A 22427-nucleotide genomic window follows, 5' to 3' on the forward strand; every position below is an offset into this window, starting at 1 on the left:
AGTAAGGGTGGCTAAGTAAGTCCGCTCACAGGCTAGGCTCTGGCCATGGACGCGGTGATCTTCGACCTCGACGGCGTACTGGTGGACTCCGAGCGGATCTGGGACGAGGTGCGGCGCGCGGTCGTCGCCGAACACGGCGGCACCTGGCGCGCGGAGGCGACCCGGGCGCAGCAGGGGATGAGCACCCCGGAATGGGCCCGCTACCTGGTCGAGGAGCTGGGCGCCCAGCTCTCGCCGCCGGAGATCGCGACGGTCGTGGTCAAGCGGATGGCCGCCCGGTACGCCGCGGAACCGCCGCTGATCCCGGGCGCGGTGGACGTCGTCCGGCAGGTGTCGGCCCGGTGGCCGGTGGCGATCGCGAGCTCGTCGCCGGTGATCCTGATCAAGGGCTTCCTGGACGTGACGGGCCTCCCGGTCGGGGCGGCGGTGTCGTCCGAGCAGGTCGGGGCGGGGAAACCGGCGCCGGACGTCTACCTGCGGGCCGCCGAGCTGCTGGGCGTGCCGCCGGCGGACTGCGCGGCCGTGGAGGACACGACGAACGGGCTGCGGTCCGCGCTGGCGGCGAAGATGGCGGTGTACGCGGTGCCGAACCCGCACTTCCCGCCGGACCCCGAGGTGCTGAAGCAGGCGACGGCGGTGGTGGAGAAGATCACCGACCTGCCGGGGGCGCTGGGGCTCAGCTGACGTCGAAGCGCACCGGCGGCAGGCTCGGATTCACGTCGGCGAGGAACAGTCGATCGGCGCCCAGCGTGCCGACCGCCTTGGCCTGGCTCAGGTCGCCCGCCGCGTCGTAGAGCCGCAGCTGCCGGACCGCCGGGTCGACGAGGTAGACCGCCTTGCCCTCGGGTAGGGGCCCCCCGTTCTTGCCGACGTACCCGGCGCGCACCGGAGACGACGACACCGGGACGCACGACGGCGACTCGATGCCGAAGGACGAATCCGCGCTGCCGTGGGTCGCGCCCTTGGGCAGTGCCTCGATGCAGAGCAGGGGATGTCCCCCGGTGTCGACCGCGTCGACCGCGTAGGAGGTCCAGGCGTCGGTCTGCCCCGCGAAGTCGGTGAGCGCCTTCGGCTCGCCCGGGTGCTCCATCGGCGGTGAGATCAACGGCTTGGCGAGCACCAGCTCCTGCCCCGGCTGCGTCGCGGGCTGCGGCGGCGGTGGGGGCACGGTCGTGTTGACCTGCGTGGCGATCGACACGCTGGTCAGCACCACCAGGACCGCGGCCAGCGGAGCGCCCCAGACGGCGACCCGGCGGCGGCGCGGGGCGCGCTGCTGCCTGCGCTGCTGTTCCGCCCAGGCCGTGTCGAGGTTGGGCGTGACCTCCCCGGCCTGCCCTCGCAGTGCTTCGGCCAGCTTGCGTTCGAGGTCGGTCATCGCTCACCTCCCAGGTCGTCCCCCAGGTGCTTGCGCAGATTCTCCATCGCGTGGTGCGTGGTCGCCTTGACCGTGCCCGGCGAGATGCCCAGCGTCTCCGCGATGGCCGCCGTGCTCAGGTCCAGCCAGTACCGCAGCACCAGCACCTCGCGCTGCCGCCGGGACAGCTTCGCCACCACCTCACGCAACTGCTGGTGCTCCCAGTTCGCCACCGCCTTGACCTCGGCCGACAGCTCGTCCGGCGGCCGGTCCGGCGGGGTCCGGCGGACCACGCGCAGGTGCCGCGTGCGCGACCGGGACATGTTCACCACGGTCGTGCGGAGGTAGCCGGCCACCCGCGTGTGGTCGGTCAGGGAGTCCCAGCGCTGGTGCAGCTTGACGAACGCCTCCTGCGCGACGTTCTCCGCGTCATCCGCGCCGAGCAGGTGGGCCAGCCGGGTCATCTGGCCGAAGTACTCGCGGAACAGGTCGTGGAAGGTCGGCGCGCCCAGGTCCCCCGGCACGCTCTCGCCCACGCTCGCACTCACACCCCGCCAACGCGCACCCCACCCCACCGGTTTACCCATCCGGCCAAAAAGTAGGCCGCCCCCCGCACGACACGTAACCTCCACTCCCAAGCCATCGGCCGTGACTGTGGTCGGATGGGTAAAGATCGGCACAGCGTGGACCACGCGAAGAAGGCCGCCACCAGCGGTGACGGCCCTCTCCGAAGATCAGCTGCTACCGCTCGATCTCGCCGCGGATGAACTTCTCGACGGCGTCACGCGCGGTCGAGTCGTCGTACTGCTCCGGCGGCGACTTCATGAAGTACGACGACGCCGACAGGATCGGGCCGCCGATGCCGCGGTCGAGCGCGATCTTCGCGGCCCGCACGGCGTCGATGATGATGCCGGCCGAGTTCGGCGAGTCCCACACCTCGAGCTTGTACTCCAGGTTCAGCGGCACGTCACCGAACGCGCGGCCCTCCAGCCGGACGTAGGCCCACTTGCGGTCGTCGAGCCACTGCACGTAGTCCGACGGCCCGATGTGGACGTTGCCCTTGCCGAGGTCGCGGTCGACCTGCGAGGTGACGGACTGGGTCTTCGAGATCTTCTTCGACTCGAGCCGCTCCAGCTCCTTCATGTTCAGGAAGTCCATGTTCCCGCCCACGTTGAGCTGCATCGTCCGGTCGAGCTGGACGCCGCGGTCCTCGAACAGCTTCGCCAGCACGCGGTGCGTGATGGTGGCGCCGACCTGGGACTTGATGTCGTCGCCGACGATCGGGACACCGGCGTCTTCGAACTTCTTCGCCCACTCGGGGTCGGAGGCGATGAACACCGGCAGCGCGTTGACGAACGCCACGCCGGCGTCGATCGCGGCCTGGGCGTAGAACTTGTCGGCCACCTCGGAGCCCACCGGCAGGTACGACACGAGCACGTCGGCCTGCGCCTCGCGCAGCGCGGCGACGATGTCGACCGGGGTCTCGTCGGACTCCTCGATCGTCTCGCGGTAGAAGCGGCCGAGGCCGTCGTGGGTGTGACCGCGCTGGACGGTGACGCCGAGCGGCGGCACGTCGGCGATCTTGATGGTGTTGTTCTCGGACGCGAAGATCGCCTCGGACAGGTCCCGGCTGACCTTCTTGGCGTCCACGTCGAACGCGGCGACGAACTCGATGTCGCGGACGTGGTAGCCGCCGAAGTCGACGTGCATCAGACCGGGAACGCGGGTGGCCGGGTCCGCGTCGCGGTAGTACTGGACACCCTGGACCAGCGACGCCGCACAGTTGCCGACGCCCACGATGGCCACCCGTACGCGGCGGTTCTCGCCCATGGGGGTTTCTCCTTCAATCCGTGTCTGTTCAGTAGGTCTGGCGCCGCCACGCTGCGGCCCGGGCCGGGCGGCTCAGGTCTCCGGACCCTGCCGTTCGGCTTGTTCATGCGCGATCAGCTCGTTGAGCCAGCGCACCTCCCGCTCGCTGGTCTCCAGCCCCAGCCGGTGCAGCTCGCGGGTGTAGCGATCGATCTTCTCCTCGGCCCTGGCGAGCGCTGCCCGCATGCCCTCGCGGCGTTCTTCGACGCGGCGGCGACGGCCCTCGAGGATCCGCATCCGCACGTCGGCCGGGGTCCGCGAGAAGAAGGCCAGGTGGACGCCGAAGCCTTCGTCGTCCCAGGTCTGCGGCCCGGCGTCGCCGAGCAGCTCACCGAAGCGCTCCTTGCCCTCCGCGGTGAGCTTGTAGACCCGGCGCCCGCGCCGTGACCACGCCCGGTCGTCGGCCTCGTCCAGCTCCTCGACCAGGTACCCGGCCCGCAGCAGTTTCCGCAGGGTCGGGTACAGCGAGCCGTACGAGAACGTCCGCAACGTGCCGAGCGTCTCGTGCAGCCGTTTGCGCAGCACGTACCCGTGCATGGGCGCTTCGTGCAGAAGACCGAGGATCGCGAACTCCAGCACAGCGCACCCCCTTCCGGGAACAAACCGAGACGGCCGACGTTGCTCCGAACGAGCGCCTCGATCCAACCTACTCAGCCACTATATCGCGCCGATACATCGAAGTGGCGAAGGTAACCTCGTCCAACTACCTATCGAGGCCGAAATTCACCGGAGAGTTATCGAAGTTCCGGCGTGTCCGCGCCGGTCCGGGACCTGGGGCCGCTAGGGGGCGTGGACGCCACAGGAACAGCCCGTACTCTGTCCTCGTGATTAACCAGCGGCAGGTCGTGGACTTCGCCTTGCAGCGCCGTGCGCTGCTGGCCGAAGTCCGCTCCGGGCGCGTCGGCAGCTACGAAGCCTGCGACGCGAGCCCGTACCTGTTGCGGGCGGCGAAATTCCACGGCCGGGACGGTGATCAGCCCTGTCCGATCTGCCGCCAGGAGCCGCTGACCCTGGTGTCCTGGGTCTACGGCGACGAGCTCAAGCACGTCGCGGGCTCGGCGAGGAACCCCGAGGAGCTGGCCAGGATGGCCGGCTTGTTCGCCGAGTTCACCGTGTACGACGTCGAAGTGTGCCGGGCCTGCCACTGGAACCACTTGGTCCGGTCATACGTCCTGGGCACAGGGGAACCGGCGGGTCCGCGAAGGACCGCAGGCCGGTGAGCCACCGCACGACCATCGCAACACGCAGGTCAGTACCCCTGCGGGTACTGCTCCGGGAGGCCCATCCGTGACCGACGACAACCGCTCCTGGCCGAACCAGGAGCCAGACGCACCTCGCCGTGCCCAGTGGCCGGGCGAAGACGCGGCGCCGGCGTGGCCCGGTGAGTCGCCCCGGCGCGCCACTCCGCCCCGCGGCAATGCCCGGCAGGGTGGCCCGGCGTGGCCCGCCGGCGACGAAGGTGGCCAGCAGAGGCCCGGTGACCAGCCACGACGTCCGCAGGCCGCCAACGGCGCGGCCGGCCGTCGCCAGCCGCCTCCGGACGGCGGGCGCCGTCCCGGTGGGCCGCCCGGCTCGCCGCCGCAGGGCTTCCGGCAGCCACCGCCCGCCGGCCGTCGTCCGCAGCCGGAACCCGAGCGTGAGCCGGATCTCATCACCCACCACGCGCACAACGGGACCGAAGACGGCTACGACCCGTATGACGACGACGACCGCTTCGACGAGTTCGCCGACGACGTCGAGCCCCAGCAGGAGCTCGACGAGAAGGGCCGCAAGGTCCTCACCCCGGCGCAGCGGAAGAAGCGCCGCTGGAAGATCATCCGGCGAGTCGCGTACGCGTGCGTCGGCGTCTTCTTCATCGTTCCGGCGATCGCGTTCGTGATCACCTACTTCATGGTCGACGTGCCGACGCCGGAGAGCGTCGCGGCGCTGCAGAGCCAGCCGATCACGTACTACTACGCCGACGGCAAGACGGTGATGGGCAAGGCACTGCCGAAGGGCGGCGACCGCCAGCTGGTCAAGCCGGGCGACATCCCCGACGTCGTCAAGCACGCCGTCTACGCCGCCGAGGACTCGACGTTCGAGACCAACTCCGGCTTCGACTTCACCGGCATCCTGCGCGCGGTCTTCAACCAGGCGACCGGCGGCCAGGGCGGTGGTTCGACCATCTCCCAGCAGTACATCAAGAAGGCCACGGAGAACGACGCCCCGACGCTGACCCGCAAGTGGACCGAGCTGGCCAAGTCGTTCAAGATGAACAACCAGGAGTCCAAGGAAGAGATCATCACGGGCTACCTGAACATCGTCTACTTCGGCCGCTCGTCGAACGGGATCCAGTCAGCCGCGAAGAACTTCTTCAACAAGGACGCCAAGGACCTCAGCCCGTCCGAGGCGGCGCTGCTCGCGGGTCTCATCCAGGGTCCGAGCAAGTCGGAGAACCAGGAGTACGCGCAGCGCCGCTGGAACTACGTGATGGACCAGATGGTGGCCAACAAGTGGTTGCGGGCCGACGAACGCGCGGGCGCGCAGTTCCCGACGCCGGTCCCGAAGGCGGCGAAGGACACCAGCCAGTCGATGTCGTTCCACATCCAGCAGCGGATCGACGACGAGCTGGCGGACGAGGGCTACGACAGCGCCAAGCTGCACGCGACCGGCGCCAAGGTCTACACCACGATCGATCCCAAGGCCCAGAAGGCGGCCGAGGACGCGGTCGCGGACAAGATGAAGGGCCAGACCGACGACCGGCTCCTCAGCGCGCTGGTCGCGGTGAGCCCGAAGACCGGCGGCGTCCTCGCCTACTACGGCGGCCCGGACATCGTGAAGAACGACAAGGGCCAAGACCAGACCGGCCAGGACCGGGCCAACCAGGCGCGGAACCCGGGTTCGTCGTTCAAGGCGTTCGACCTCACCGCGTACCTGAAGATGGGCAAGGGCCTCGGGGACACCTTCGACGGATCCAGCGGCCGGAAGTTCGGCGACCCGCCGAAGACGATCCGCAACGCGGGCGAGAGTTCCAGCTGCGGCACGCAGTGCACCGTCGCCACGGCGATGGAGATCTCGGCGAACACCGTGTTCTACGACATGGTCTACAACGTAACGAAGCCGAAGCGGGTGGCCGAAGCTGCCAACGAGGCGGGCGTTCCGACGTCGCCGGCGATGAGCGGCGACATCAACATCGCGCTCGGCGGTGGCGCCACCGTGGCCACGCCGGAGGCGATGGCCGCGGGGTACGCCACCTTCGCCGGCGACGGCATGCAGCGTCCGGCCCACTTCGTCGCCAAGCTGACCAACGCCCAGGACGAGGTCGAGTTCGACGAGAGCAAGTACCAGGCCAAGCCCGCGTTCGACACCGACGCGCAGAAGACCGCGCAGATCGCCGGCAACGTGACCACGGCGCTCGGCCCGGTCATCAAGCACTCCAACCTGGAGTGCCCGACCGGTCACCAGTGCGCCGGCAAGACCGGTACGCAGCAGTACGACCCGCGCGACGGCGACCCCGCGGCGTACAAGGACCGCAACGCCCAGACCTGGATGGTCGGCTACACGCCGTCGGTCTCGGCCGCGGTCTGGGTCGGCGGCGACGGCAACATCCCGCTGCACGACAACAAGAACAAGCCGATCTTCGGTAGCACCATCTCCGGGCCCATCTGGCAAGAGTTCATGAAGAACTACCTGAACGGGACCCCGCCGGAGCAGTTCGACAAGGTCGACCCGATCGGCAAGGACGCCAACGAGGTGACCACGACGCAGTCGAAGCCCTCGGACACGCCGACGGCGTCCCAGACGCCGCCGACGCCGACGTCCGAGACGCCGCCCGAGACGTCCACCGATTCCGAGACCACGACACCGAGGACGAGCCGGACGCCCCGGCCGGGTCCGGGCGGGTCGACCCCGCCGCTGCCCGGCGACGGGTTGGCCCGGCCACCAGGTGGGGAAGAAGGCTGACCGGAGGCCCCGCACTGTTTTCAGTGCGGGGCCTCTCCGTTTCGTGAACCACCGCCGTCCGTGGTCCGTGTGGAGTGTCGAGGGGTTTGCGCCCGCAGCCCACCGGCGTACCGAGGACGGCCCGTGTACACCGACCGAAATCGCTCGAGGTCCGGCCGCAGGCCGGTTCCGCGTGGTCGCTACCAGCCACGCCGTCCTCTCCCGCGGCCGGCCGAACCGGACGACCTCGCCGCCGATGTCACCCCGGCCCCGCCTCCGGACCAGCGCAAACGTCGTCGTTGGAAGACGGTGCGCCGGGTGCTGTACGTCTTGTCCGGCCTGTTCTTCCTGGTGCCCGCGGTCGCCTTCGTGATCACGTACTTCGCCGTCGACGTGCCTTCGCCGGACTCGGTCGCACAGTCGCAGGGCCAGGCGGTCACCTACCTCTACGCCGACGGCACCGAGATGGGCAAAGACGTGCCCACGGGCGGGAACCGGCAGCTCCTCGACCCCGCCCAGATCCCGGACGTCGTCAAGAAGGCCGTGATCGCCACCGAGGACGCGTCCTTCGAGACCAACTCCGGGTTCGACGTCTCCGGCATCCTGCGGGCCGCCTACAACCAGGTCACCGGCGGGTCCGGTGGCGGGTCGACGATCTCGCAGCAGTACATCAAGGTCTCCTCCGGCGACGACTCCCCGACCTTGACCCGCAAGTGGGTCGAGCTCGCGAAGTCGTTCAAGATGAACCAGACCTACCAGAAGGCGGACATCATCACCGCCTACCTCAACACCATCTACTTCGGCCGCGGCAGGTACGGCGTCCAGGCGGCAGCGCAGGCGTACTTCGGCAAGGACGCTGCCCAACTGAACTACTCCGAGGCCGCGTTGCTCGCCGGGCTGATCCAGCAGCCGGGCCGGTCGGAGAACGCGACGGTGGCCCGTGACCGGTGGAACACCGCCTTGGACCGCATGCAGCGCAACGGTTACCTCACCGCCGCGGACCGGAAGGCGGCGAAGTTCCCGACGCCGATCCCGCTCGTCGAATCGCAACAGGGGACCAAGCTCAACCCGTTCGTCAAGAAGCAGGTCAAGGCCGAGCTGGCCGCGGCGGGAATTCCCGAGGAGAAGTACTACTCGGGCGGGTTCCAGGTGTTCACGACGATCGACTCGAAGGCGCAGGAAGCCGCCGAGAAAGCCGTGGCCGAAGGCATGGCTGGGCAGACCGACGACCGCATCCTCGACGCGCTGGTCGCCGTCGACCCGAAGTCCGGCGGCGTGCTCGCCTACTACGGCGGCGCGCCGATCGTGAAGGGCCCGAACGGTGAAGACCAGGCCGGACGCGACTGGGCGGACGAAGCGCACAACCCCGGATCGTCGATGAAGCCGTTCGACCTCACGGCATTCCTCAAGGGCGGCCGCGGGCTCAACGCGGTCTTCGACGGCCGCTCGCCGCGGACGTTCCCCGACGTGCCGCTGCCGGTGCGCAACGCCGGCACCAGCAGCAGCTGCTCGGAGCAGTGCACGGTGGCCGAGGCGATGCAGCGGTCCACCAACACCGTCTTCTACGACATGGTGCTCAACGTGACCAAGCCGGGCGGGGTGGCCGAAGCCGCGCAGGAGGCCGGCATCCGCACGAAGGACACCGGCGGCCGCAGCCAGCTGTTCACCGGGGACAACAACATCTCCATCGGCGGCGGCCAGACCGCGGTCACGCCGGCGGACATGGCCGCGGCGTACGCGACCTTCGCCGCCGGCGGCGTCCAGCACGGCCGCCACTTCGTGCAGAAGGTGACGAACTCCCAGGGCGAAACCGCCTACGAGGCCGACGTGCGCGCGACGGACGCGTTCGCGGACAACGACCGCGGCAAGAGCCGCCAGATCGCCGGGAACGTGACCGCCGCGCTGGCGCCGGTCATCCCGTTCTCGCGGCTGACCTGCCCGGCCGGCCACGAGTGCGCGGGCAAGACCGGCACCCAGCAGCACACCCCCGGCGACGACGAACCCGCGTCGGCGGCGAACACGAACTCGCAAACGTGGATGGTGGGCTACACACCCTCGGTGTCCGCGGCGGTCTGGGTGGGCGGCGACGGCGACAAGGACCTGCGCGGCCCGACCGGCGCACCGCTGACGCCGTCGGTCGTGGCCGGCCCGGTGTGGCAACGGTTCATGCAGCTCTACCTGACCGGGAAACCGGCCGAGCGCTTCGACCGCGTCCAGGCGATCACCTCGCCGCAGGACGACCAGCTGCAACTTCAGCTCCAGTTCCAGCAGCAGCAGTTGCAACAGCAGCAGTTCCAGCAACAACAACAGCAGCAGCAGGATCAGCGCTTCACCATCGGTCGTGGCGGCAACCAGGACCAGCAGCAACAGCAGCAGAACGGCGTGCGCGGCAACGATCGGCGCGACGGCCGGGTGCGCGGCAATGGGAACGGCAACGGGAACGACACCGGCCAGTCGAACTCCGGCCAGTGAGCACGACGGGCCGGACGGGGAAGGAGGCCGTGACCTCGGAGCTGGGGGTCACCGAGGTCACGGCCGGTCAGGGGGTCAGAGCTCGACCACGACACCTTCGACGCCGGAGCGGTGGGCCGCCTCGATGACGCGCAGGGCCTCGACCGACGACGCCGGGTCGACCGGGAACTCGCCTTCGCCGCGCAGGGCGTCGCGCACCTGGGCGTAGAACTGCTCGTAGCGGCCGACCTCGGTGGGCACGGTCTCGACGTCCGGGCCGACGCCGAGCTTTCCGGCGTCCGCCGCGGGCTCGGTGCCCCAACCGGCGTCGCCGGGACGCAGGCCCGACTTGATCTGCGGTTCCTGCACGTCGAGCCCGTACTTGGTGAACGTCGCCCGGTCGCCGAGGATCCGGAACCGGGGGTTCTGCGTGCCCGCGAGCGCGGTCGCCCACAGGTGCGAGCGGACGCCGTTCGCGTGGTGCAGCGCAACGAAGACGTCATCGTCGACCTGGACGCCCGCCCGGCGGCGGTCGGTCTCCGCGTAGACCCGGGTGACCGGGCCGAACAGCTGCAGCGCCTGGTCGACGATGTGCGCGCCGAGGTCGTAGAGCAGGCCGCCGGCCTCGGCCGGGTCGCCGAACTCGCGCCAGTTGTCCTTGGGCTTCGGCACCCAGCGGTCGTAGCGGGACTCGAAGCGGAACACCTCGCCGAGCCGTCCGGAGCCGAGGACCTTCCGCACGGTGAGGAAGTCGGAGTCGAGCCGGCGGTTCTGGAAGACCGTCAGGCCGACACCCGCCGCCTTCGCCGCGTCGACGACCCGCTCGGCCTCGGCGGCGGTCGGCGCGAACGGCTTGTCGACGACCACCGGCAGGCCGGCTTCGATCGCCCGCAGCGCGAGCGGCACGTGCGTGCGGTTCGGCGTGCTGACCACGACGAGGTCGAGGTCGCCCGCCCGCTCGAACAACGCGTCGGCGTCCGGCACGACCTCCGCGCCGGGGTGGTCGGTGCGTGCTTGAGCGGCGTTGCCCGACGTCGTGATCACCGCCGGGGTGAGCCCGGGCGTCGCCGCCACCAGGGGCGCGTGGAAGACGCGGCCCCCGATGCCGTACCCGAGGATGCCCACGCGCAAGTCGTCCGCCATGTCGCTATTAAACCCCGCCGCCCCGTAATAAAACAACAGCGTTGCCTAACTGACCAGACGTGCGAAGATCCTGTCCATGGCGGAGACCGGGGTGAACCTGCGCGACGTGCGCGCACACAACCGTGCCCTGCTGCTCACGCACATCCTGCGCGCCGGCGGCCTCAGCCGGGTGGAGCTCGCCGAACTGACCGGGCTCACCCAGCAGGCCGTCTCCAAGATCGTCCCCGAGCTCCTCGACACCGGCCTGCTGGACGAGCAGCGGCAGCCGTCCGCCGGCGTTGGCAAACCCCGCACGGCCCTGCGCATCCGGGCGGGCGCCAAGCACGCGCTCGGCGCGCGCCTCGACCGCGACGAGTACCGCGTGCTGCGCACCAACCTCGTCGGCGAGGTCGAGGAGACCGCGGGCGGACCGTTGCCGCCCGGCTTCACGCCCGCGCAGGCCGTCGACGCCATCGGGGCCACCGCGCTCGAACTCGCCGACGGCTTCGACGTCCTCGGCCTCGGCCTGGGCGCGGTCGGCCCGCTGGACCACCGCGCCGGCCTGGTCCGCGACGCGACGAACATGCCCGGCTGGCACGACGTCCCCCTGCGTGACCTGCTCGAAAAGCGCACCGGGCTGCCGGTGACGCTGGACAAGAACACCAACGCCGCCGCGTTCGCCCGGCTGTGGCCGCACGGCGAGCCGACGGCGACCGCGGTGGTGCTCGTCGGCACCGGCATCGGCGTCGGCCTGCTGATCGACGGGCGGCTCTACCGCGGCCCGCGGACCAACGCGGGTGAGTTCGGGCACACCACGATCGCCTTCGACGGGCCGCGCTGCGCCTGCGGGCGACGCGGCTGCGTCGAGATCATGGCCAAGCGGGCACCGGACACCCGGGCCGCCGCCGGCTTCCTCGGCATCGGGCTGGCCGACCTGGTGCAGGTGCTCGACCTGGAGCGGATCGTGCTGGCCGGGCGGGCGGTCCGGGACGAGCCGGACGTCCACCGCGAAGCCGTCTCGACCCGGCTCGAGGAGCTGCTGCCGCTACCGCACTGGCAGCGGATCGAGGTCGTCGAAGACGCCTCCGGCGAGGAGATCGTCACCCGCGGCGCGGCCGCCGAGGTGCTGGCCTCGTTCTACGCGAATCCGGCATGATCACCGGCTTCACCGCCGCGCGCACGGATCACCGATACGATCCGCCTCGTGCCAGAGGAGACCACGCGGGAGCCGGAACCCGGCCCGGTGACGCTGACCAGGGCGGAACGGGTCGTCCCCAGCTGGAACGAGCCCCTCGCCGCGGCGGTCACCAGACCGATCGGCGGCCCGCTCGGTGAGCACGCGGCGGTCGGCAGGCACTGGTTCTGGTCACCCCAGCGCGTCGGGCTGCTGCTGGCCACGCTGGCGCTGATGCTGTGCTGGTTCGGCAAGGGCTCCTGCATCCAGCAGTACCAGGACTCCAGCGGCGCCACCCAGCTCGACTGGCGGGCGGGCCGCCCGTTCGTCGCGATGTGCTACTCCGACATCGTGCCGCTCTACGGCTCCGAGCGGCTCGACCGGCCGGGCACCTTCCCGTACTACACGTCGTGGAAGGAGAGCTCGCAGACCGCCGAGAACAACACCCGGTACATGGAGTACCCGGTGTTCACCGGCCTCTTCCAGTGGGCGAACGCAAAACTCGCGGCGGGCTGGTACAACGTCGCCCAGGCCGGCTGGCTGCCGGGCGCGCTGCCGGTGGCGATCTACTTCGACATCACGGCGCTCTTCCTCGGGCTTGCCTGGCTCGTCACCGTCTGGGCGACCGGCCGGACCGTGAAACGCCGTCCGTGGGACATGGTCCTGGTGGCGATCTCGCCACTGGTACTGGTGCACGCCTTCACCAACTTCGACGCCGTCGCGACCGCGTTCACCGCGACCGGCCTGCTCGCCTGGGCGCGGAAACGCCCGCTGCTCGCCGGCATCCTGCTCGGGCTGGGCGCGACGGCGAAGCTGTACCCGCTCTTCCTGCTCGGCGTGCTGTTCGCGCTGTGCCTGCGCGCGGGCAAGCTGACGCCGTTCTGGAAGACCGCGGGCGCCGCCGTCCTGACGTGGCTGGCGGTGAACGCGCCGTTCATCCTCACCGCGACCCGCGGCTGGTGGGAGTTCTTCCGGATGAGCACGCTGCGGCCGATGGACCCGGACTCGCTCTACAACGTGTTCTCGTACGTCTCCGGCTGGCCCGGGTTCGACGGCGTGCTGCAGAAGAACCAGACACCGACGTACCTGAACCTCACGGTGGCCGTGCTGTTCCTGACCTGCTGCGCCGGGATCGCCTACCTCGCGCTCGCCGCGCCACGACGGCCGCGCGTCGGCCAGCTCGCGTTCCTCGTGGTGGCCGCGTTCCTGCTGACGAACAAGGTGTGGAGCCCGCAGTACTCGCTGTGGCTCGTCCCGCTGGCGGTGCTGGCCATCCCGCGCTGGCGGCTGCTGCTCGGCTGGATGCTGATCGACGCCGTCGTCTGGGTGCCGCGGATGTTCTACTACCTCGGCGTCGACCACAAAGGACTGCCCGAAGGCTGGTTCCTGGGCACGGTCGTGCTCCGCGACCTCGCCGTCGTCGGGCTGTGCGTGCTGGTGGTCCGGGAGATCTACCGCCCGGCCACCGACCTGGTGCGGATGGACGGCGACGACGACCCGGCCGGCGGCTTCCTCGACGGCGCCCGGGACGTGATCATCCCGAACGCCACCCGGCGCCGCCGGCGGGCCGTGACCGTCTAGTACTACCGAGACACTTGTGTGCGTGACCTGGGGAAACAAGGTCACCGTGTGCCGTGGCTGGTGGTCGTGAGTGGTAATTCGGGTTCTAACCCGAATTACCACTCACGACCAGCTGCGGCAGACCGTCAGCCGAGCTGTTCGCGCAGGTAGGCGATGTCGGCGGCCTGCCCCTCGGCCGGCGTCTCGACGACGACCGGGGCTCCCGCCTCGCGGGCGACGGCGACCAGCACCTCGGGGTCGATCGTGCCCTCGCCCTTGACGACGTTCGCGTGCCGGTCGCGGGTCGAGCCGAACTCGTCGCGGGAGTTGTTGAGGTGCACCAGGTCGATCCGGCCGGTGATGGCCCTGACCTTTTCGACGGCGGTCGCCAGGTCCCAGCCCGCGGCGAACGCGTGGCAGGTGTCCAGGCAGAACCCGGCGCCGAACTCGCCGACCTTGTCCCACAGCCGGGCGATCACGTCGAGGTCGCGGGTGATCGCGTTCTCGCCGCCGGCGGTGTTCTCGATCAGGATCGGGACCTTGAAGCCGCCCTTCTCCTGCTCGCGCTCGAACAGCTTGCGCCAGTTGTCCAGGCCGGCCTCGACATCGTCGTTCGCGCCGACGTGCCCGCCGTGCACGATCAGGCCCTTCGCGCCGATCGCCGCGGCGCCGTCCGCGTGCTGCGTGACGTTCTTCCGGGACGGGATCCGGATCTTGTTGTTCAGGGAAGCCACGTTGATGAGGTACGGCGAGTGGATGAACACCTCGACCGGGTCGGCCGCGATGGCTTCGCCGTGCGGGTGCGGCTTCGGGGCCTTCCAGCCCTGCGGGTCGGAGAGGAAGAACTGGACGACGTCGGCTTTGCGTTCGACGACCGCGATCAACGGGTCGTCGTCACGGACATGGGCGCCAATCAGCATGCCGAGCACGGTACTCCGGACACCGTTTCCGGCCGGAGAGCCCGGTTGGTGACGCTCGTGGAGTACCGTGAGCGCGTTCCGTGATCCAGATTGGTCCGACTGCCGGAGGGCATGATGGGGAAGCACGTCGCCCGGATCACCGCACTGGGGTTCACGATCGCCGCTTCGGCCGCGCTCGCGGTGCCGGGCCTGGCGAGCGCCGACACCAGCCCGACGCTCGGCGGGAGCTGCGAAGCCACCCTGCAGCAAGGGGGCTCGTCCGGCCTGACGCTCGACGCCGGCGCCCCGCTGAACGCCCCGAACCAGCTCACCGTGGGCCTCGACTCGAGCTCGCGGAACACGAACGGCTCGGCACCTCTGCTGACGCTGCCGCTCGGCGACACGGTGAAAGCGCTCGGCATCGGCCAGGTGCCGCTGGTCGGCGACGCCGCGGCGAAGGGCGTCTGCCCGGCCGCGCAGGGCACGGTCAACGCGGTCGGCGGCCTGACCCAGGGCGTGGCCTCCGAGCTGCCGCCGCCGCCACCGGCGCCGGGCCCGAAGCCGCCGCAGCCCGGCCCGACCCCGCCGAGCCCGGCACCGAACCCGCCGGGCAGCAGCACCGGCCCGGTCGTCACCGGCCAGGGGAGCGCGGGCCTGCCGGGCGACGCGATCTCGGGCATCTTCACCAACGCCGCGCTGCTCCCGGGCACCCTGGTGCAGGCGCCGGTGATCGCGCAGATCATCCCTGGCCAGCAGGTCCCGCCGCCGACCGTCGACACGCAGAAGTCCGGCACCGCGGAAGCGCTGCCCGGCGTCACGCCGCCGGCGAAGCTGCCGATGCTGCTCGCCGTGCTGGCGCTGGCGATCGTCGCGGCCGCGCTCGTCCGGGCCTGGATCCGCCGCAGCCCCGCCTGACGCACGGTGACCACCGCTTCCACCCGATTGCCGGACACTTCTGAGCAAGCGGGCGTCACCGAGCTGCCCTAGCGTCGTTGTCCTGGGTAGAAGGCGACGACACCAGGGGCGGCGAGCATGCAGGATCGGACACGGAGGGCAACGGCGGTCGGCGCGGCGGCGGTCGTCCTCGCGGGTTCAGCTGTGCTCGGGATGCCGGGCACCGCCTCGGCCGACACGATCACGGCCAAGTGCGGTGACACGGTCAGCGCCAAGCCCGGCGACACGGTCAAGGCCACGACGCCGCTGCTCGGCCTCCCGCTCAACCTCGGCGTTGTCACCGAAGGCACCAAGGTGCTGACCGGAACGATCAACGCCATCCTCGGCACCCTCTGCCAGGTCACGGTGAACGTGGTGAACACCGTCGTCGCGCCGCTCCCGGGAGTGGGCGCACCCGCGGCAAGCGCAATCAACCAGGGCGTCCAGGGCGTGACCGGCGGCACCCAGCAGGGCCTCCGCTCGCTCAGCGGTGGCGGCCAGCCCGCCCCGCAGCAACCGGGTGGCACCGGCGGCAATCCGCAGCAGCCGCCGGCCCAAGGTGGGTCCGGGGGCGCGCCGCAGGGCGGCACCCCGGCGGGCACCACGCCGATCCCGGACGCGAACAGCCCGCTCTTGCCCGGCTTCGCGAGCACCCCGGTGTTCGGCGGCTTCCCGTTCACCTTCGGCACCGGCTACGCCCCGATGCGCGACTACAGCGGCATCCCGTTCGCGACGGCCGGGCTGTTCTCCCCGTCACCGGCGATCCGGTACGGCAGCCAGATCCCCGGTTACGCCCCGCAATACGGCCTCACCGGTCCGGATGGCGCGTCGGACGGCAATTCCGGCGTCCAGACCGCAGGCCAGGCCGAAGCGCTACCCTCGGCATCGGACGGATTCACGAACGGGTCTGATCTTCCGCTGTTGATTGCGGTTCTGGCACTCTCCGGAGTCAGCGCGGGGCTGGTCCGGACCTGGGTGCTCCGCCGAATGGCCGCTGCAAGTTGAGCCAACTGCCGAGTATCTTTCACGTATCTCGGTCGTTCATCCTGATGTTGCCTCGAACGACGCCCCCGTAATTCCCTGGAGGACAGCTCGTGCGGAAGATCATGACCGTCACCGCCATTGCCGCATTCATGGTCGGTGGCGCGTTCCTCTCCACGGGCACCGCTTCCGCCGCGACGACCCTCGCGGGCACCTGCACGGGCTCGGTCAACGGCAGCATGGGCGACACGGTGGCCGTCGCCGGCACCTCGGTGAAGGAACTGGTCCGCAAGGGCGCGCGGGACTACGTCAACAGCCACTTCTGGACCTTCGCGAGCGTGTGGCCGGATTCCCTCGCCGACACCATCGCGGGCAAGGGCGCGCTGACCGTCGGCCAGGTGCCGAACGCGGCGGGCGGCACGGTCGAGGGCGCCGCGATCGGCAGCGCCGTCGCCACCGCGCTGAAGGGCGCGAACGGCCTTGGCGTGCTGGACGGCACCAAATCCGAGGTGCTCAGCGCGATTTCGTCGACCGTCGCCAAGGGCTGCGGCCTGACCACGATCGCCACCAACTACATCGCACCGGGCAGCGCGGCCACGAACGGCGCCGGCGGCACGCAGGCACGCACCGACACCCTTCCCGGCGCGTCCGGCAACCTCTCGAACCTCAACCCGGGCACCGCCGGCGGCACGGGCGGCAGCGCGCCGATGCGCGACTACAGCGGCATCCCGACGGCGACCGCCGGCACGGCCGTCGCCCCCGGTGTGCGCTACCCGGCGAACGGCACCCTGCCCGGTGACGCGGCCGCCCCGCAGGCGGGCGCGGGCGACCAGAGCGGCCAGGGCGCGGACATCCGCGACGCCGGCAACGCGCAGTCGCTGGCCTCGAACAGCGCGTCGAACGACGTGCAGCTGCCCATGCTGATCGCGGTGATCGTGCTCGCCGGGGTGACCGCCGGGCTGGTCCGTACCTGGGTCCTGCGCCGGGCCGGCTGACCCCCGAGAAGAGACCCGCTGTCCGGCCCTGCCGGGGCCCCCAGGTAGCCTTACCTGGACAAACCCTCCTGCCACGGACAGTCCGTGGCCGCGAGCCCATAGGAGGTGAGTGGTTGTGTCACGCCATTACGAGGTAATGGTCATCCTGGACCCCACGCTCGACGAGCGTACGGTCGCCCCCACCCTCGACACGTTCCTCAACGTGATCCGCACTTCGGGCGGAAGCGTCGAGAAGGTCGATGTCTGGGGCCGTCGTCGCCTCTCGTACGAGATCAAGAAGCACGCCGAGGGCATCTACGCCCTGCTGGACCTGAACTCGTCTTCGGACGCGGTGAAGGAGCTGGACCGCCAGCTGTCGCTGCAGGAGACCGTGCTCCGCACCAAGGTCATGCGTCGCGAGATCAAGCGCGCCGCGGCCAAGCCGCCCGTCGCCGCCAAGGCCTGAGCCGAAGGGTATTCCCGATGGCTGGAGACACCGTCATCACGGTGATCGGCAACCTGACGTCCGACCCGGAACTGCGCTTCACCCCGTCCGGCGCGGCGGTCGCGAACTTCACCGTCGCGTCCACGCCCCGCACGCTCGACAAGCAGTCGGGCGAGTGGAAGGACGGCGAGGCGCTGTTCCTGCGCTGCAACATCTGGCGGCAGGCGGCGGAGAACGTCGCCGAGTCCCTGACCCGCGGCGCCCGCGTCGTCGTGCAGGGCCGCCTGAAGCAGCGGTCGTTCGAGACGAAGGAAGGCGAGAAGCGGACCGTCGTCGAGCTCGAGGTCGACGAGATCGGCCCTTCGCTGCGCTACGCCACGGCCAAGGTCAACAAGGTCAGCCGCGGTGGCGGCGGCGGTGACTTCGGCGGCGGCGGTGGCGGCGGGAACCGCGGTGGCGGTGGCGGCGGCGGAATGCCGGCCGACGACCCGTGGGGTTCCGCCCCGGCCGCGAGCGGCGGCGGTGGCGGCGGCTTCTCGGACGAGCCCCCCTTCTGATCTCGTACACATCCACACAGATTTGAATTACCAGGAGTAGACAGTGGCCAAGCCACCCATTCGCAAGCCCAAGAAGAAGGTCTGCGTGTTCTGCAAGGCCGAGAAAAAGGGCCGTCCGGAACTGATCGACTACAAGGACACCAACCTGCTGCGGAAGTACATCTCCGACCGCGGCAAGATCCGTGCCCGTCGCGTCACCGGCAACTGCAGCCAGCACCAGCGTGACATCGCCATCGCGGTCAAGAACTCCCGCGAGATGGCGCTGCTGCCCTACACCTCGACCGCGCGCTAAGGGAGGGCACTGACATGGCGAAGATCATCCTCACCACGGACGTGGCCAACCTGGGCGGCCCCGGCGACATCGTCGAGGTCAAGGACGGCTACGCGCGCAACTACCTGCTCCCGCGGGGCTACGCCATCGTGGCTTCCAAGGGCGCGGAGAAGAACGTGCGCACCATCCAGCGCGCGCAGGAGAGCCGTCGCATCCGCGACCTCGACCACGCCAAGGAAATCAAGGCGACGCTGGAGGGCCTCGGCGCCATCCAGCTCACCGGCAAGGCGGCCGAGGGCTCCAAGAAGCTCTTCGGTTCGATCACCGCCGGCGAGATCGTCGACGCGATCAAGGCGGCCGGTGGCCCGCTGCTCGACAAGCGCGTCATCGAGCTGCGCGACCACATCAAGACCGTGGGCAAGCACTCGGTCGGCGCCCGGCTTCACCCGGACGTGAAGGTCGACGTGCGGCTCGAGGTCAAGGCCATCGCGCAGTAAGGCAGTTACGTCGTGAGAAGGCGGGTCGCTCCCTGGTGGGCGGCCCGCCTTCACGCTTTTCGGGGAACCTCGGACACCGTGGCGGCGTCGGAGGAGAATGGGCGGCGACGCGAAGGGGATGGATCGGGATGGGTAACGAGGTCAACATGTCCGCGCCGGCCGGCGGTGGTGGCGGCTTCACGTTCGACGCCGACAAGATCGACGGCGTCATCAAGAAGTGGCAGGACCTGCAGGCCGACCTGAAGCGCGACTACGACGACGCCAACCTGATGGCGAACGTGAAGGCGCCCGGCAAGGAGTTCGCGAGCGGCGACTGGGAAAAGCTCGCGAACCCGTCCGGCAAGGCGTTCCTCGAGCAGAACCGGAAGATGCAGGACTACGTCAAGAACTACATCGAGGCGCTGACCGCCGCGAAGCAGAAGATCACCACCAAGGAGTCGGACGCCTACTCCGACCTTTCGAAGACGGGGAACCAGGCCACGTGAACCGACGACTCCTCGCCGTCCCGGCACTGGTCTGCGCCGTGCTCGCCGTCGCGGGCTGCTCCGGCAAGACCCGCGGCACCGCGAACCCGGCGCCGTCCACGGCCGAATCGGGCAGCGAGACCACCCGGTCCACCGCCGACACCGCGCCCCGGGTGCCGAGGCCGCTGAACACCGCGTCGATCACCTCGGACGCCTGCGCCACGATCGACGCGTCCGCGCGCTCCTCGCTGGGCCTCGGCGAAGGCGCGCCGCGGACCACCGGCAACGGCCCGAGCTGCACGTTCCAGGAATCCGCCGACCCGGGCAACCAGATCGACGTCACCACGGTGACGGCGAACAAGAACGGGCTGCAGGACGTCTACGACACCAAGGCCAACGACGCCTACTGGGGCGAGTCCCAGGCCTACGGGTACCCGTCCGTCTTCGCCGCGGCGGTGGACGACCGCAAGAACGGCAAGTGCGGCCTGTTCGTCGGGGTGACCGACCAGCTGGCGGTCAACATCCTGGTCCAGTACGACAACGGCGCCGGTGCGTCGGACCCGTGTTCGGTGGCACAGAAGTTCGGCGACGCGATGATCCACACCTTGGGAGGCTGAGATGCTGGAACTGGTGCTCCTGGGCGGCTTCGCCGCGTACAACATGGCCACCACGCATTCGGACGACCACACGTCGGTGCAGGGTGACCGCAAGATCGACTGCTACGACATCTGGGAGAAGATCACCACCGGCCCCGGCGCCGGTTCGATCGAAAACGGGCAGTCCGCGGCGAACCGGCTGAAGGGCGCGTACCAGGAACGCCTCGGCACGATCGACGCGCTCTCCAAGGAAATGGACGCGGCCTGGACCGGCGGCGGCGCCGAAGCGGCGCAGAAGGCCGGCGCCCACCCGCTGCGGGTGTGGATGGAGGACTCCGGCACCAAGCTCACCGACTCCGACAAGTACCTCGGGGAACAGCACGGCGCCTTCACCACGGTGCACGCGCAGGTGCAGCAGGTGCCGAAGGAACCGCCGAAGAACAACCTGCTCAACGCGATAAAGCCGTGGACGACCGATACCGACCGGGCGATCCGCGACTACAACTCCAAGGGCCAGGCCAACGTCGACGCCTTCAACACCTACTACAAGGCGAGCAACGACAACGGCCAGAAGATGCCGACGTACGCCGCGCTCCAGGGCCAGCAGGAGAACGTCAACGTCGACGGCGGCAAGGACGGCAAGAAGAAGCCGGGCGACAAGGACGGCAACGGCTCGGGGGACGGCAACGGCAATGGCAACGGGACCGGGACCGGGACCGGCTCGGTCCCCGGCGTCACCATGCCGCCGGCCGGCAGCGTCCCGTCCTTCCCCGGCCAGCCGAACACCCCCGGCGGGAACTTCGACCCGGGCAAGGTGCCGGGCTTCGACCCGTCGAAGCCGCCGAACTTCGACCCCTCGAAGATCCCGGGCGGGAACTACGACCCGGCCAAGATCCCCGGGGCCGGCAACTACACCCCGCCGAACTTCTCCGACGGCACCCACTCGTCGGGGTTCACCCCGCCGAAGATCCCCGGGGCCGGCGGCGGGTTCGGGCCTGGCGGCGCGGGTGGCGCGGGCGACTTCGCCATCCCCGGCGGCGGCTTCGGGCCCGGCGGCTCGGGTGGCATCGGCGACCCGTCGGCGGGCTTCGGCCCGGGCGGCGCGGGCTTCGGGCCCGGCGGCTCCACCGGGGCGGCGATGCCCGGCGGTGGCGACGCGGCCGGCCGGGGCGGCGCGGGTGCCGGCGGGGCGATGGGCGGCGCGGCCGCGGGCCGCGCCGGTGCCTCCGGGATGGGTGGCATGGGCGGCATGCACCCCGGCGGCGCCAAGGGCCAGGGCGGCGGCGACGAGGAACGCACGTCGAAGTACCTGCTCGGCGACGACCCGAACGACATCTTCGGGACCGACGAGTTGACCGCGCCGCCGGTCATCGGCGAGTAGCGCACGCGGGACCACCGGGCGCGTGCCAAGATGGGCGCGCCCGGCGTCCGACGGGTTCACCGAGGTCGATCTCACTGGGGGAAGAGCGGTGCTGGACAGGCAGGTCACCATCACGACCGGCGCCCTGATCACCCTGATCCGGCGCCGGGGCGGCGAGCCGCACACGGTGCTGTCCGAGACGCCGACCTGGTACAGCGACGAGGCCCAGCGCGCCGAGGACGAGCGGACCAACGCCGAGCTCGCCAAGGCCGGGCTGTTCGGCCCGCGCGGCATGCACCCCGGGTTCGTCGCGACGATCGAGGCGATCGCCCGGCCCCAGCTGGAGTACTACGGCTGGATCGACGGCGGGTTCCAGGGCAAGCCGGTGAGCTACCGGCTGCTCGCCGGCAGCGCCGGGGGCGAGGCGTTCGTGCTGGCCAAGCACGAAGAACTGGACGTCGTCGTGCTGGAGTCATCGCGTCCGGGCGAAGTGCTCGACGACTTCCTCGGCCAGATCCCGAAGCTGGCGCCGGGCCGCGGGACGCCGCTCGCGGTGCCGAAGAGCCAGCTCGAAGGGACCGCCCGGGGCACTGACACGGCCGGCTACGCGGTGCTCCGCAGCGACCGCCCGGCCGAGGGGTCGCAGGAGGTCGAAGAGCTCCGCCGGATCCTCGCGTTGCGCCGGATGGGGAGCGGCAGCCTCTACGTCGCGTCCCGCAGCCGCACCGGTGCGCGGCACCGGATCGAACGCCCGGTGAACTACATCGATACGTCGGAAGGCCGGTGGCTGACCGAGGAGATTCCGGGACGTGGCGAGAGCCGGATCGCCTTCACCCCGGCCGACCAGCGCGTTCTCGCTGACCGGTTACGCAGCGCACAGGGCCGGCTCACCGCGGCCTGACCGGCGGGCCGTTCAGCCCACCGGGTTACGCGTCTACCCTCCGTGATATTCATCCACAGGTCGCACCGTTCAATGGGTCTGAGCTGGTCCACGACACG

The 22427-nt window shown here is 70.3% G+C and carries 23 protein-coding genes; 17 read left to right on the plus strand and 6 right to left on the minus strand.

The window, feature by feature from the left end:
* Positions 1 to 45 precede the first annotated feature (45 nt).
* Entirely contained in the window at positions 46 to 684 is a 639-nt protein-coding gene (locus tag ACLJQF_RS14155; RefSeq protein ID WP_410608893.1) for an HAD family hydrolase, read from the plus strand.
* Here ACLJQF_RS14155 and ACLJQF_RS14160 read toward each other — a convergent pair.
* The 4 genes from ACLJQF_RS14160 to ACLJQF_RS14175 all read right to left on the minus strand — a co-directional run bounded on the left by ACLJQF_RS14160 (position 677) and on the right by ACLJQF_RS14175 (position 3802).
* Positions 677 to 1375, minus strand: coding sequence for a hypothetical protein (locus ACLJQF_RS14160; RefSeq protein WP_410608895.1), 699 nt, complete (start codon positions 1373 to 1375; stop codon positions 677 to 679). The two genes, ACLJQF_RS14155 and ACLJQF_RS14160, sit on opposite strands and share 8 nt — an antisense overlap.
* Positions 1372 to 1890 carry an RNA polymerase sigma factor gene (locus tag ACLJQF_RS14165; protein WP_410608897.1) on the minus strand — a complete coding sequence of 173 codons (519 nt, stop codon included), beginning with the start codon at positions 1888 to 1890 and terminating at the stop codon, positions 1372 to 1374. The genes ACLJQF_RS14160 and ACLJQF_RS14165 overlap by 4 nt, the downstream gene beginning before the upstream one ends.
* A 205-nt stretch (positions 1891 to 2095) precedes the next feature.
* Complete coding sequence (locus ACLJQF_RS14170) at positions 2096 to 3184, minus strand: inositol-3-phosphate synthase (RefSeq protein ID WP_410608899.1); 1089 nt, start codon at positions 3182 to 3184, stop codon at positions 2096 to 2098.
* A gap of 72 nt (positions 3185 to 3256) precedes the next feature.
* Positions 3257 to 3802 (minus strand): PadR family transcriptional regulator, encoded by a 546-nt coding sequence (locus tag ACLJQF_RS14175; RefSeq protein ID WP_103353893.1) that lies wholly within the window; start codon positions 3800 to 3802, stop codon positions 3257 to 3259.
* A gap of 245 nt (positions 3803 to 4047) precedes the next feature.
* Here ACLJQF_RS14175 and ACLJQF_RS14180 point away from each other — a divergent pair, with 245 nt between their 5' ends.
* From ACLJQF_RS14180 to ACLJQF_RS14190, 3 genes are all read left to right on the plus strand, one after another.
* Positions 4048 to 4443, plus strand: coding sequence for a DUF5318 domain-containing protein (locus tag ACLJQF_RS14180; protein ID WP_410608901.1), 396 nt, complete (start codon positions 4048 to 4050; stop codon positions 4441 to 4443).
* A 67-nt stretch (positions 4444 to 4510) separates the two neighbouring features.
* Positions 4511 to 7165: a transglycosylase domain-containing protein gene (locus ACLJQF_RS14185; RefSeq protein WP_410608903.1), complete on the plus strand. Its 2655-nt coding sequence runs from the start codon at positions 4511 to 4513 to the stop codon at positions 7163 to 7165.
* A gap of 297 nt (positions 7166 to 7462) precedes the next feature.
* On the plus strand, positions 7463 to 9616 hold the full coding sequence (locus ACLJQF_RS14190) for a transglycosylase domain-containing protein (RefSeq protein WP_410608905.1): 2154 nt from the start codon (positions 7463 to 7465) through the stop codon (positions 9614 to 9616).
* A 75-nt stretch (positions 9617 to 9691) separates the two neighbouring features.
* Here the strand turns inward: ACLJQF_RS14190 and ACLJQF_RS14195 are convergent, their stop codons facing one another.
* Positions 9692 to 10738, minus strand: a complete 1047-nt coding sequence (locus ACLJQF_RS14195; RefSeq protein ID WP_410608907.1) for a Gfo/Idh/MocA family oxidoreductase — start codon at positions 10736 to 10738, stop codon at positions 9692 to 9694.
* A gap of 76 nt (positions 10739 to 10814) precedes the next feature.
* On the opposite strand from ACLJQF_RS14195, the gene ACLJQF_RS14200 reads away from it, so the two are divergent.
* Both ACLJQF_RS14200 and ACLJQF_RS14205 read left to right on the plus strand, forming a co-directional pair.
* A complete protein-coding gene (locus ACLJQF_RS14200) occupies positions 10815 to 11873 on the plus strand; it encodes an ROK family transcriptional regulator (RefSeq protein ID WP_410608909.1) in 1059 nt (352 codons plus the stop codon).
* A 48-nt stretch (positions 11874 to 11921) separates the two neighbouring features.
* A complete protein-coding gene (locus ACLJQF_RS14205) occupies positions 11922 to 13472 on the plus strand; it encodes a glycosyltransferase family 87 protein (protein WP_410608911.1) in 1551 nt (516 codons plus the stop codon).
* 125 nt (positions 13473 to 13597) lie between these two features.
* Here ACLJQF_RS14205 and ACLJQF_RS14210 read toward each other — a convergent pair whose 3' ends face one another.
* Positions 13598 to 14371, minus strand: a complete 774-nt coding sequence (locus tag ACLJQF_RS14210; protein ID WP_410608913.1) for a deoxyribonuclease IV — start codon at positions 14369 to 14371, stop codon at positions 13598 to 13600.
* Between the two features lie 114 nt (positions 14372 to 14485).
* Between ACLJQF_RS14210 and ACLJQF_RS14215 the strand changes: the two genes are divergently transcribed.
* From ACLJQF_RS14215 to ACLJQF_RS14265, 11 genes are all read left to right on the plus strand, one after another.
* Positions 14486 to 15265 carry a hypothetical protein gene (locus tag ACLJQF_RS14215; RefSeq protein WP_410608915.1) on the plus strand — a complete coding sequence of 260 codons (780 nt, stop codon included), beginning with the start codon at positions 14486 to 14488 and terminating at the stop codon, positions 15263 to 15265.
* A gap of 117 nt (positions 15266 to 15382) precedes the next feature.
* Positions 15383 to 16288, plus strand: a complete 906-nt coding sequence (locus ACLJQF_RS14220) for a hypothetical protein (RefSeq protein ID WP_410608917.1) — start codon at positions 15383 to 15385, stop codon at positions 16286 to 16288.
* Positions 16289 to 16389: 101 nt separating this feature from the next.
* Positions 16390 to 17259 carry a hypothetical protein gene (locus tag ACLJQF_RS14225; protein WP_410609036.1) on the plus strand — a complete coding sequence of 290 codons (870 nt, stop codon included), beginning with the start codon at positions 16390 to 16392 and terminating at the stop codon, positions 17257 to 17259.
* A 115-nt stretch (positions 17260 to 17374) separates the two neighbouring features.
* A complete protein-coding gene (rpsF, locus tag ACLJQF_RS14230) occupies positions 17375 to 17704 on the plus strand; it encodes a 30S ribosomal protein S6 (protein WP_323325134.1) in 330 nt (109 codons plus the stop codon).
* A gap of 17 nt (positions 17705 to 17721) precedes the next feature.
* A complete protein-coding gene (locus ACLJQF_RS14235; RefSeq protein ID WP_410608919.1) occupies positions 17722 to 18240 on the plus strand; it encodes a single-stranded DNA-binding protein in 519 nt (172 codons plus the stop codon).
* A 43-nt stretch (positions 18241 to 18283) separates the two neighbouring features.
* Positions 18284 to 18532 carry a 30S ribosomal protein S18 gene (gene rpsR, locus ACLJQF_RS14240; RefSeq protein WP_003098744.1) on the plus strand — a complete coding sequence of 83 codons (249 nt, stop codon included), beginning with the start codon at positions 18284 to 18286 and terminating at the stop codon, positions 18530 to 18532.
* A gap of 14 nt (positions 18533 to 18546) precedes the next feature.
* Positions 18547 to 19008 (plus strand): 50S ribosomal protein L9, encoded by a 462-nt coding sequence (rplI, locus tag ACLJQF_RS14245; protein WP_354811244.1) that lies wholly within the window; start codon positions 18547 to 18549, stop codon positions 19006 to 19008.
* Positions 19009 to 19136: 128 nt separating this feature from the next.
* The gene (locus ACLJQF_RS14250; protein ID WP_410608922.1) at positions 19137 to 19493 is read left to right on the plus strand and encodes a hypothetical protein; all 357 of its coding nucleotides are present in this window, start codon (positions 19137 to 19139) and stop codon (positions 19491 to 19493) included.
* Positions 19490 to 20089, plus strand: coding sequence for a DUF3558 domain-containing protein (locus tag ACLJQF_RS14255; RefSeq protein WP_410608923.1), 600 nt, complete (start codon positions 19490 to 19492; stop codon positions 20087 to 20089). Before ACLJQF_RS14250 ends, ACLJQF_RS14255 begins: the two co-directional genes overlap by 4 nt.
* A 1-nt stretch (position 20090) precedes the next feature.
* Positions 20091 to 21449: a hypothetical protein gene (locus tag ACLJQF_RS14260; RefSeq protein WP_410608925.1), complete on the plus strand. Its 1359-nt coding sequence runs from the start codon at positions 20091 to 20093 to the stop codon at positions 21447 to 21449.
* 88 nt (positions 21450 to 21537) lie between these two features.
* Complete coding sequence (locus tag ACLJQF_RS14265; RefSeq protein ID WP_410608926.1) at positions 21538 to 22329, plus strand: ESX secretion-associated protein EspG; 792 nt, start codon at positions 21538 to 21540, stop codon at positions 22327 to 22329.
* Positions 22330 to 22427: the final 98 nt, after the last annotated feature.

The organism is Amycolatopsis sp. lyj-109 (genome assembly GCF_046548995.1).
Lineage (GTDB): Bacteria > Actinomycetota > Actinomycetes > Mycobacteriales > Pseudonocardiaceae > Amycolatopsis.